An 11,346-nucleotide genomic window follows, 5' to 3' on the forward strand; every position below is an offset into this window, starting at 1 on the left:
ATAGCTATTTTTGTGTTAAATTAAGTTGCAATTTGTGCTTGACTGTAGGGAATATCGACGTATATTTTTAGTGACAGTAGAGACGAAAGGAGTCAATCATTATATTACCCATCATTGCCGATTGGCGTACTTCATCTTGTACAAAAGCGCAAAGGAAACCTTCCGGCGGCTTGAATTTTTGCTGGGTGAATCCGATATTAGTGAATAGGAAGGTGATTTTGTATGAAAAAGAGAGCAAATCATATGAAAGTTAAGAAAACCAAAGAAATCTTAGCGATATATTTACGTGTCTTGGGTTATCAGGAAAGCGACCATATGTGGGCTGCCCATTGCTTAGAGATGGACATAGTGGGATATGGCAAGAATTTCCAAAATGCTGTAAATAATCTGAAAGAATTAATTGAGATGCAAATTAGTTTTGCCATTCATAAAGGACAACCGACATTATTAGACCGTCCGGCACCCGCAGAGATTATTGAGGTGTATAACAGATTATTCAGATTGAACTTAGAGAGACCGACAGAGACAAATACAGTAGACCGTAAGCGCAGAATCACAAGTATTCCCTTCCCGAGAAATCTATTAAATTCGGATTTCTGCATTGCCCAAGCGTAGAATATATAAATTCCGCGATTTGATTAGAATACTTCGTGAGTTTGATCCTCAATTTGAAATCCATCGCAGCAGGGGGAAGGGTAGCCATCGAATGATTTATCATCCAAATATAGGGGGTAGGCCAGTATCTTTCCCCATTGTTTGTCATGGAGAAGGTGATGAAATTTATAGGGGAATATTGGACAATCTTATTCGTGCTTTTAATCTCCCCCCGGGGGTTCTATAGAATATAAATCCAAGAATTCCAGTTCCGCAGGGTCTTAGGCCGCATTCCCATGCGGGCGTGACCCTGCGGGTCAGTTGCTTTCATCTTTTTCACACAACCCCGAACCATCGCTCTGCGAAATATTCTATTTCCCTTCGCCGCCGGCTTAACCTTATATTGCAAACATGCGGCTTCGTAAAATAAAATACCTTCTCCCGGCCATTATCATTCTCCTCATTCTCCTTCGCTTCTATCTGGGCGAAAAACCGGCCGAAATTGCCGATGGTCAAATCCGGGTCATCCGGATTATCGATGGCGACACGGTTGACCTGACCGGCGGCCGGACTGTTCGTCTCCTCGGCATTGATTGTCCCGAAAAAGGAGAGCCCTTCGCCGATTCAGCCGGCGCCTTCTTGACCCGTCTGGCTCTTGGCAAAACGGTCTCCCTGAAATATTCAAAAAGGAAAAAAGACAACTACGATCGCCTTTTGGCTTACCTCTATACCGATTCGGTCTGGCTCAATCGCGAGCTCCTTCGTCAGGGGCTGGCCGGTCTCTATCTTTTTGAGGATAACCTCCCCGACAAGGAAATTGTCGCCCAACTCCTTGCCGCCCAGAATGAGGCGATGGATCACCACCGCGGTATCTGGACCATTCCCCATCAGAAAGAGGATTTTTATCTGTCGAAAAAGGGGAGCCTTCGGTTTCACCGCCCCTCCTGTGACGAAGTCCGGAAATTTCGCCCCGGGGAGATCATCCGCTTTGCCGCCCGCGAAGAGGCTTTGCGCCAGGGCTTATCTCCCTGCCGCAACTGCCACCCGTAAAAATCCATTTCTCGCTTATATCAGCTATCACACTGGCCTCAACGCATTTATACATGGCTGATATTTTCACAACCGAAAAAAAGACCCTGAAAACCGTCTTGTTTCTGTCAGGAATTTTCTTTTATCCCTTTCCTTTTTTCTTGACACGGTCGCCCGCTCACCCTTAATTATCTGCCATAGATGTAGGGTAAATGGCCTAATATTCATAATCGCAGAGGATATTGCTGATGCAAGCAATGGACATCTGGAATAAACTTGCCGTCATTTTTTGAAGGGGGTGATAGATAAGATAATTTTGTCCTCACTCATTGTTTAAAGTTACAGGTAGTTTTCTAAACCCTTCTCCCTCTTAAGTCAACCGGAGGAAAGTGTAATGAAAAAATCTGTTATTTTGACAGTAACCAGTTTATTGGTACTGTTCTGTTTTACTCTGGCCTGGTCCGGCGACGACGCCAACTTCCAGGTTGGTCCGTCCTGCGTCAGCTCGATGACCCAGGATTACGTCCCGGGCGAAATAATTGTGAAGTTTAAAGACGGTGTAACCAAACAGCAGACCGCCATCGCTCAGGCCGACCTCGGCACCTCATTGGTCTCAACCAATGCTCAGATCGGCATCCAGTTGCTCAGAATCACGGCCGACAAGACGGTCGAAGAGATGGTCGCTGCTTTTAGCAACCGGGCTGACGTGGAATATGCCGAACCAAACTATATCGCCCATGCGTTCATGACCCCGAACGATCCGTACTATTCGTATCAGTGGCATATGCCGCAGATTAACATGCCGGCTGCCTGGGATCAGTCGACCGGTATACAAAGTGTAGTTGTAGCGGTCATCGACTGCGGTGTGGCCTACGAAAACTACGGAGTTTATTATCAGGCGCCGGATCTGGCCGGTACCCATTTCGTCCCCGGATACGATTTCGTCAATAACGACAGCCATCCCAACGATGACTGCGCCCACGGCACGCACGTAACCGGCACCATCGCCCAGACCACCAACAATAGCCTCGGCGTGGCTGGCGTCGCCTTCGATTGCAGCATCATGCCGATAAAGGTTCTTGATGCCTCCGGCAACGGCACCTACACCGCTATCGTCAACGGTATCACCTTCGCAGCCGACAACGGCGCCGAGGTGATAAACATGAGTCTCGGTGGCGCTTCGGGCTCAACGGCCCTGCAAAACGCCGTGATCTATGCCTACAATGCGGGTGTCACCATCGTATGTGCAGCGGGTAACGCGGGCACCTCTGCCCCACAGTATCCGGCAGCTTATACGCAGTGCATCTCGGTATCGGCCGTTCGTTATGATAGGACATACCCGTCTTATTCCTCCTACGGTTCGACCATCGACATCTGTGCTCCTGGTGGGGATGTGACTGTCGATCAGAATGCTGACGGATATCCCGACGGCGTGCTGCAACAGACGCACGACGGAACCAACTACGGGACTTTCGGCTACTACTTCTATGATGGTACATCAATGGCCAGTCCGCACGTGGCCGGCGTAGCCGCCCTACTGATTTCCAAAGCGGGCGGCTCGATGACCCCCGACGCTGTGCGGGCAGCTCTGCAAAATACCGCGACGGATCTCGGCCCGGCGGGCTGGGATCAACACTATGGCTACGGCGAGGTTAACGCGAGCGCCGCGCTGGCGACAATTGGCAACCTTCCGCCGGTAGCCGCGTTCTCCGGTGCGCCGACTTCGGGCACCGCGCCGCTGACGGTCGTCTTCACCGACGCCTCGACAAACAACCCGACTAGCTGGGCTTGGACGTTCGGCGACGGCGGCACCTCGACCCTGAAGAATCCGTCGCACATCTACACCGCGGCGGGCACCTACACCGTCACGCTGACGGCCACCAATGCCTACGGTTCCGATGGCGAGACCAAGACCGGTTACATCACCGTAACGGCTCCGCCGACCGATCCGCCGGTAGCAGCCTTCTCAGGCACACCGACTTCAGGCACCGCGCCGCTGACGGTTATTTTCACCGACGCTTCGACCAACAGCCCAACCGGCTGGGCCTGGACGTTCGGTGACGGCGGTACGTCAACCCTACAGAATCCGTCGCATATATACACCACGGCGGGCACCTACACCGTCGCGCTGACAGCCACCAACGCCTACGGGTCGAACACCCTGACCAAGACCAATTACATCACGGTGACGACTGTGACTCAGTATTGTGACAACTTCGCCGACGGCAGCATTACCGACTGGGGCGACAAGTCGGGGACCTGGACTGCAACCGGCGGATATATGAAAGGCAACTCCACTACGACCACTGCCCGGACTACTTCACCTTTTGGGACTTTCACTACGCCCAAAATAACCAGCGACATCCGGATGAATACTGGTCGAACCAATAGGAAAGCCAGGATCCTTTTTGCCTTTACGAACACCACCAACTACCGTTATATCGAGTTTGATGACGTTAACAACTACGTCTATTTCTGCGATATGATCAGCGGTAGCGCCACGACTCGCAAATCGGTGAGTTATGCCTTTGCTACCGCCACCTGGTATAATGTGACCGTCAGCAGTGCCTCCGATGGGAACGTCTCGGTCCTGGTCGGTACAACCTCGATAGGCTCGTACAAATGGGCCTCGGCAGTAACCGGCAAGGTCGGTTGCGGTTACAACCGCACCAATTGCGATTTCGACAACTTCTGCGTCTCCGCGGCAGGGGGCACTTCCGCTGGCTGGGTAGAGATGGGTGATGGTCAAGTGAATCTGCCTGAGGGATTCACTCTGGGCCAGAACTATCCCAACCCATTCAACCCGGTTACAACCATAGAGATGACACTCCCGGTCGCCTCCGGCTGGAGTATCACCATCTATAACATTACCGGCCAGAAAGTCGCTGATTTCAGCGGCTATAGTGAGGCCGGTAGAGTAACCGTGAATTGGGATGCCTCCCGTGTTGCCTCAGGCATTTATCTCTATAAAGGCAATGCCGGAATTTACAGCGCCACAAAGAAGATGGTTCTGTTGAAGTAGCCTTTGAAGAGCATCTTTGCCCTAAAAGCCCCGTTATCTGACGGGGCTTTTTAATTACCGCTTGGCCGATTGCTTCCGGGTTTGTATAATATCCATATGAAAGCCGCTTATCTTGTTTTTCTGCTGATACTTTTCTTATTCCCGGCGACCGGGCTTATCACCTGCGGACATTCCAATGAAATGTCCTATACCGGCCCGCCGCCGCGAACCTCACCGCTTGATACTGCCGGGGCCGGCCATCGGAAAAGCAGCCTTCCGCCCAAAATGCTCACGGTCGATTTCGAAGTCCCCGGGGCTGATTCCTGCCGGGTGAAAATAGACGTCCATAATTCTGGGACAAAGCTGATAAGAGATATTGTCGACTCCACTTATGCCCCCGGCAAATACAGTATCAGCTGGATCGCCAAGAGCAATGACGGTGTTTTCTTCGATGACGGCGTCTATTATTACCAGTTTGACATTTGCGGCGGAGTTTTCACCCGAACTCTAAGATACCGGCGCATATGGCAATGACTCTTCTCTATACATTATAACACCTCTTTCCCGCCTTTTCTCCGGGATAGTGCAATAATCTGCACCGTAACATCCACTATATAAAAATGTGCAAATTTTGATATTCATGATTATGGCCTAAAGCCGATACATTAAGGGAAATCAGCCCATGTTCTAAATCAAAGTGAGAGGACAAAGAGCACCCATTTGAGGAGAGATAATGCCCAGCATACTCGTTATTGACGATAAAGAATCCATGCGGACCATGCTTTCGCAGACGCTGAGTGAGGAAGGATACCAGGTGGATGTCGTGGAGGATGGCCAAAAAGCGATCGATCTGGCCCACCTCAAGAGCTATGACCTGGCGGTGACCGACCTGAAGATGCCCGATATGGATGGTCTCGAGGTTCTTACCCGGCTCAAAGAGATCGACAGCGATATGTCGGTCATCATTATGACCGCTTATGGAACCGTGGAATCGGCCGTCGCGGCCATGAAAAACGGGGCTTATGATTTTATCACCAAGCCGTTCGACCCCGACCATTTGACGGTCATAGTCGAGCGGGCGTTGGAAAACCGCCGCCTGATCGCCGAAAATTCGCTTCTGCGCGAGGAATTGGCGGCCAATCTCGGATTCAGCGAAATAATCGGTCAGAATGAGAAAATGAAAGAGGTCTCGCGGCTGATACAGAAAGTCGCCGCCTCGGATACCTCGGTTCTTCTTCTGGGCGAATCGGGCACTGGCAAGGAGCTCTTTGCCCGCGCCATACATAATCTTTCGCCCCGGCGCGATAAGCCGTATGTGGCCATCAACTGCGCCGCCATACCGCATGAACTTCTCGAAAACGAGCTGTTCGGTTCCGAAAAAGGGGCCTATACCAGCTCGGTGGCGCGCAAAATGGGGAAATTCGAAATCGCCGAGGGAGGCACCATTTTCCTCGATGAAATCGGCGATATGGATATCGCGCTGCAGGCCAAACTTCTCCGCGTACTCCAGCAGAAGAGTTTCGAACGGCTGGGCGGCACCAAGCAGGTGGCGGTGAATGTCCGCGTTATCGCCGCGACCAATATGGATCTGGCCGATATGATTAAGAAAAAGCTGTTCCGCGAAGACCTATATTATCGTCTCTCGGTTTTTCCGATAACAATTCCGCCGCTGCGCGACCGGTGCGATGACATTCGCCCCCTGGCCGAGTTTTTTATCAGCAAGTATTGCCGGGAGATGAAAAAGCAGCTTAAAGGTCTTTCCAAAGAGGCTCTGGCCCTGCTTGAAAAATACCATTGGCCGGGGAATGTCCGCGAACTCGAAAATACCGTCGAGCGGGCGATTATTCTGGCGGAAGGGAAAAAAATCACCCCCGACCACCTGGCCATTCGGCTGCCCACCACCGGTGAGATTCGTCTCCGTGAGGGAGCCGGCCTTAAAGAGATCGGCGCGCACGCGCAGATGACCGCCGAGAAGGCCGCCATTGTCAGAATTCTGGGGCAGGTGCGGGGGAATAAGCGGAAATGCGCCGAGGTGCTCAAAATCGATTACACGACTCTCTTTGACAAAATAAAGAAGTATGGCATCGAAAACGGTCAGGTTTAAGACTCCTCATCCTCACTTGTTTTATCTATAGATAAAGGCCCTGCTGAAGCGGGGCCTTTGCGTTTGCATCCGGTATTCAAGCGTTATTGCCTCATACAATGTCATTTCCCGCCGTGGCGGGCGCACGTGCCAATATTGTTAAGTTCGGGCAGGCTGAAACCTGATGTGCACAAAATATGTGCGTCATGAATATGGCGGAAATGGGTTTGTCATTGGAATTCCTGCGCCTCCAAAAAACATAATCACTTTCTGCTTATTGATTGCCGGATAATGGGTTGGGCGGTCGGGAGGGGTTCGGCAAATTGGGTTTGTTTCTTCGTTTTTTAAAAGTGTCATTTTGCCCCCTCCGGTAGAAAAAATACAAAAATAGGCTGTTTTGGGAAGAAAGGCCGGTTGGAATTGATCTCTTTTTGTTTTCCGACATATTAATAAACCTGTGCATTTGTGGCTCTAATAATGGGGATGGAGGGCAAATCACCATCGATTCGATGTGGATTTTGCAGAGGGTGTGGAAGAGTTCATCCCCAAGCCGTGCGCTCGAAGCGAACGGCCTGGGAATGCCACCCGGCCGTCAGGTCACCATTCCCCCCCGCTGCTGCGGGGGGAATTAAGGACCTGACGGAACAGGTAGGAGGTTCCTTGACGGCGCAAAAGGCCGCAGGGTCACGCCCGCCGCCGGAGGCGGCGGCCAAAGACCCAGTGGAACAATGAATATTTTTAGGTAGGTCAGGAGCTTTACGCTCCTGACAAAATTGTGTCAGGTCTGCAAGAGACCTGACCTACCAGACTGGCGGAACAATGAATATTTTTAGGTAGGTCAGGAGCTTTACGCTCCTGACATAATTGTGTCAGGTCTGCAAGAGACCTGACCTACCAAACTGCTTATTTGTTGCCGGATAATGGGTTGGGCGGTCGGGAGGGGTTCGGCAAATTGGGTTTGTTTCTTCGTTTTTTAAAATGTTTCTTTTAGTCCGGCGGCGAATTGGCAAAGTGGCGCAGTTGGAGAATGGAGATGCGCCCCGGCCGGTTTTTGGACCGAATGATCTTAAGGCATTGGCACAATTGGCGTTAGGTGATTTTTTGCTGACGGACATATAAATAAGCACTCCTTCTATATAAGGGGGGCGAAGGGTAAATCACCATCGGTTCGATAGTGATTTTGTTAAGTGAGAGGCGGCGGCCAAAGACCCAGTGGAACAATGAATATTTTTAGGTAGGTCAGGAGCTTTACGCTCCTGACATAATTGTGTCAGGTCTGCAAGAGACCTGACCTACCAAACTGATGGAACAAGGAAAGACTTTCGCCTTGCATTTTGTTGACCAAGGGGTGTATACTTAAGTTTAAAGCGGTTTTGACCCACAAAACTGGAAGGCAGGTAAGCAGGCAAATATGTCCGAAATGGATCTGGCATTTGAGAAGATTGCGGTTCTGGTAAAAGACTTTGAACGCAATGAGTCGCATTACAGATCGAGCAATTACACAGAATCGCAGGCGCGCAAAGACTTTATAGATAAGTTTTGGATGGCCCTTGGCTGGGATGTGAACCATGACCGGCAAAGCAACCCTTATGAACAGGAAGTCAAGGTAGAGCGGGGTGTCGCAATGGCAGCAGGTCAGCGGCGGGCCGACTATGCTTTCTATCTTGCGCCCAATTTTCATGATGTGCGGTTTTATGTGGAGGCAAAGAAGCCATCAGTTGACATAGGGACAAAGGAGAACCATTTCCAACTGATCCGTTACGGCTGGAATAGCAACACGCCGCTTGCTGTTCTCACCGATTTTGAGCATTTTAATGTGCTCGATTGCCGTTATAGACCCGATATGGAAACCGCATTGAATCGCATTTATAAGAAGTTCCATTATAGCGATTATGCCAACCATGAAAAATTTGGGGAGATATACTGGCTGTTCTCGCGGGAGGCGGTTGCCGACGGGTCGATAGAAAAGCGCGCCAAGGAGCTTCCCAAGCCGCGCGGCAAGGCGATACAGCGGGGCCTGTTCCCGGGTGGGTACCAGAGCATTGACGAATCGTTTCTGGCGGAACTGGACGAGTATCGTAAGGATTTGGCCCGCACTTTCAAGAATAAAAACCCGGAGCTAAGCAGCGAGACATTAACCGAACTCACCCAGCGCACGCTTGACCGCCTTGTATTTCTGCGTTTCCTCGAAGACAAAGGGATCGAACCGTAACGCCGTGTGGAGCACTTGGGGGATAAGGGTAAAGCCTGGAGCGACTTCATCGCCGCCAGCGATCGTCTCGACGACATCTATAACGGCATTGTATATAGACCTCACGATATCCTCGATAGCACCAAATTTCATGTTGACGACAGAGTCTTTTCCGACATTTGCCAGCATCTCGCCCGAAGCGATTCGCCCTACGACTTCAACTTCATCCCGATCCACATCCTGGGCTCTATCTATGAACGGTTCCTGGGCAAGGTGATCGTCGCCACCAACAAGCGGGCCACGGTGGAAGAGAAACCGGAAGTACGCAAAGCCGGGGGGGTCTATTACACGCCGGAGTATATTGTTCGCCACATTGTGGAAAACACAGTCGGGAAACTGATTGCCGGGAAGACGCCGAACCAGATTGCCAAGATGCGTTTTGCCGATATTGCCTGCGGGAGCGGCTCGTTCCTGCTGGGGATATTCGATTTGCTGCTGATCTACCACGGGCAGTATTACAACAAGAACCCCCGCAAAGCGCGCAAAGGCGATTGCATAAAACGGGACGGCAAGCTATACCTGACGCTGCAGAAGAAACGGGAAATCCTGCTCAATAATATCTACGGCGTGGACATTGACGCCCAGGCCGTCGAAGTATGCCAGCTCTCGCTCTACTTGAAACTGCTGCAGGAAGAGACGGAAGCCAGCACCCGCCAATACCTGCTGGACTTCGAGCATATCGCGCAGATGAAAAAGCTACTGCCTGATCTAAGCAAAAACATCGTCTGTGGCAACTCACTGATAGGTCGAGACGGGGAACGCGACCTCGTCGATGACGAAGTACGCGAACTTAACGCCATGGACTTTGAGGACGCATTTCCCGCAGTAATGAAGCGCGGCGGATTTGACGCCATCGTCGGCAACCCGCCGTATATCTTTACACGCAATGAAGGTCTTACCCAAAACGAAAAGGCATACTTTTATCGGCACTATAAGCATCAAAGTGCCCAATTAAATACTTTTGGACTGTTTTTGGAGCGTTCACATGCAATAATGCGGCAAGGTGCATCGCTCGGTTACATCACCCCCAATAATTGGCTTACAATTGATAGTTGTGCACCCTTGCGCAGCTTTCTTCTGCAAAACACTGCTGACATTACTGTCGTCAACATTCTCGACCGAGTCTTTGCTGCAGCAAATGTGGATACGGCGATAGTGCACCTGCGAAAGGGTAAGGCAACGAAGGTTAGACTCAGCGAAATGAAAGACGGACATATTGTTTTTTCACGCGCCGCAGAACTCACTATATTCAAACCACCTCAATTCATTCTTCAAATCAGTTTGGTAAAAGATGAGCGAATCCAGAAGATTTTAGGTAAAATTGAATCTGCCTCTAAACCTCTCAGTGAGTTTTGTAGAGTCTCGACAGGACTGAAAGCGTATCAGACTGGCAAAGGGAAGCCATGTCAGACGGACAAGCAAAAAAAGGGGCGCATTTTTCATGCACGTATGAAAGCCAACAAGACCTACGGGCGTTACCTCGCTGGCGAGGACGTCTGTCGGTATCACTTATCATGGTCAGGTGCGTGGCTGTCCTATGGTGAATGGCTTGCGGAGCCGAGAAGGTCAGTGCCTTTTGCGGGTGAAAGAATTCTTGTGAGGCAAATACCAGCAAGCCCACCTTATGTCGTACACGGGGTATACATAGACGAGAATTATTACAATGACATCAATAGCATGATAATTTTCGCCCCTCGAAATGCTGTTTCGCTGAAGTTTCTCCTCGGAATGATAAACTCGCGTGTGTTGTCGATGTGGTTTCAAAAAACCTATGACAAACTCCAACGGAAAATTTTTCCTCAATTCAAAGTGAACGAACTCGCACGCTTTCCGATCCCCCCCATGAAGCTCACGATACCCGCCGACAAAGCGCGGCACGACGAGATGGTGACAAAGGTGGAGGCGATGCTGGAGGCGAAGAAGCAGTTGGCAAAGGCGCAGACAGACAAGGACAAGAGCTACTACGAGAACAGGTGCGCTGCCCTCGACCGCCAGATTGACCGCCTTGTATATGAGCTTTACGACCTGACAGAAGACGAAATACAAATTGTGGAAGAGAGCCAAGAGAAGCGGTAGACAAATTTGTCGGGTTTCTCAATTCCTTTCATAGGAATTTCGGAACCCGACCTACTATAGAGATTTGCGCCTGCGGCGCAATGTCAAGACCCTAAGGGGTCGTTGACCTACTAAACTACAAAACTACCACAGCTACAAAACTGATGGTGCAAGAAGATGGCGGAACCGCACGACTTCGGGACTGTTGAAAAAGTCTTGTTTTTTGAGGGGGTGGATTTGTTATATAGGTTTATGCAAACAAAACGTGAACGTTTAGGATATGAGATGATGCTTTTGCCGCCGCTGGAGACTTTCATTCCAGAGGATCATCGG

The 11,346-nt window shown here is 50.6% G+C and carries 7 protein-coding genes and 2 pseudogenes; all 9 read left to right on the top strand.

Translation table 11 applies throughout. The features are described from left to right. Window positions 1–222 precede the first annotated feature (222 nt). The gene (locus tag NT002_10180) at window positions 223–615 is read left to right on the top strand and encodes a hypothetical protein (protein MCX6829632.1); all 393 of its coding nucleotides are present in this window, start codon (window positions 223–225) and stop codon (window positions 613–615) included. A gap of 390 nt (window positions 616–1,005) precedes the next feature. After that, window positions 1,006–1,644: a thermonuclease family protein gene (locus NT002_10185; protein MCX6829633.1), complete on the top strand. Its 639-nt coding sequence runs from the start codon at window positions 1,006–1,008 to the stop codon at window positions 1,642–1,644. A gap of 778 nt (window positions 1,645–2,422) precedes the next feature. Beyond that, a pseudogene (locus tag NT002_10190) lies at window positions 2,423–3,259 on the top strand (S8 family peptidase). A gap of 42 nt (window positions 3,260–3,301) precedes the next feature. After that, window positions 3,302–3,541, top strand: a pseudogene (locus NT002_10195) (PKD domain-containing protein). Window positions 3,542–3,544: 3 nt separating this feature from the next. Next, window positions 3,545–4,645, top strand: a complete 1,101-nt coding sequence (locus NT002_10200) for a PKD domain-containing protein (protein MCX6829634.1) — start codon at window positions 3,545–3,547, stop codon at window positions 4,643–4,645. Between the two features lie 96 nt (window positions 4,646–4,741). Beyond that, the gene (locus tag NT002_10205) at window positions 4,742–5,158 is read left to right on the top strand and encodes a hypothetical protein (GenBank protein ID MCX6829635.1); all 417 of its coding nucleotides are present in this window, start codon (window positions 4,742–4,744) and stop codon (window positions 5,156–5,158) included. A 199-nt stretch (window positions 5,159–5,357) separates the two neighbouring features. Continuing rightward, the gene (locus NT002_10210) at window positions 5,358–6,728 is read left to right on the top strand and encodes a sigma-54 dependent transcriptional regulator (GenBank protein ID MCX6829636.1); all 1,371 of its coding nucleotides are present in this window, start codon (window positions 5,358–5,360) and stop codon (window positions 6,726–6,728) included. A 1,390-nt stretch (window positions 6,729–8,118) separates the two neighbouring features. Then, on the top strand, window positions 8,119–8,919 hold the full coding sequence (locus NT002_10215; GenBank protein MCX6829637.1) for a type I restriction enzyme HsdR N-terminal domain-containing protein: 801 nt from the start codon (window positions 8,119–8,121) through the stop codon (window positions 8,917–8,919). Window positions 8,920–8,934: 15 nt separating this feature from the next. Continuing rightward, window positions 8,935–11,034 (top strand): N-6 DNA methylase, encoded by a 2,100-nt coding sequence (locus NT002_10220; GenBank protein ID MCX6829638.1) that lies wholly within the window; start codon window positions 8,935–8,937, stop codon window positions 11,032–11,034. Window positions 11,035–11,346 lie beyond the last annotated feature (312 nt).

The organism is Candidatus Zixiibacteriota bacterium (assembly GCA_026397505.1).
In the GTDB taxonomy this organism is placed as follows: Bacteria; Zixibacteria; MSB-5A5; order GN15; family PGXB01; genus JAPLUR01.

Bases quoted from the DNA above. Each gene is read 5' to 3' on its own strand.
- NT002_10180 (MCX6829632.1), top strand. From the start codon at position 223: ATGAAAAAGAGAGCAAATCATATGAAAGTTAAGAAAACCAAAGAAATC.
- NT002_10185 (MCX6829633.1), top strand. From the start codon at position 1,006: ATGCGGCTTCGTAAAATAAAATACCTTCTCCCGGCCATTATCATTCTC.
- NT002_10205 (MCX6829635.1), top strand. From the start codon at position 4,742: ATGAAAGCCGCTTATCTTGTTTTTCTGCTGATACTTTTCTTATTCCCG.
- NT002_10210 (MCX6829636.1), top strand. From the start codon at position 5,358: ATGCCCAGCATACTCGTTATTGACGATAAAGAATCCATGCGGACCATG.
- NT002_10215 (MCX6829637.1), top strand. From the start codon at position 8,119: ATGTCCGAAATGGATCTGGCATTTGAGAAGATTGCGGTTCTGGTAAAA.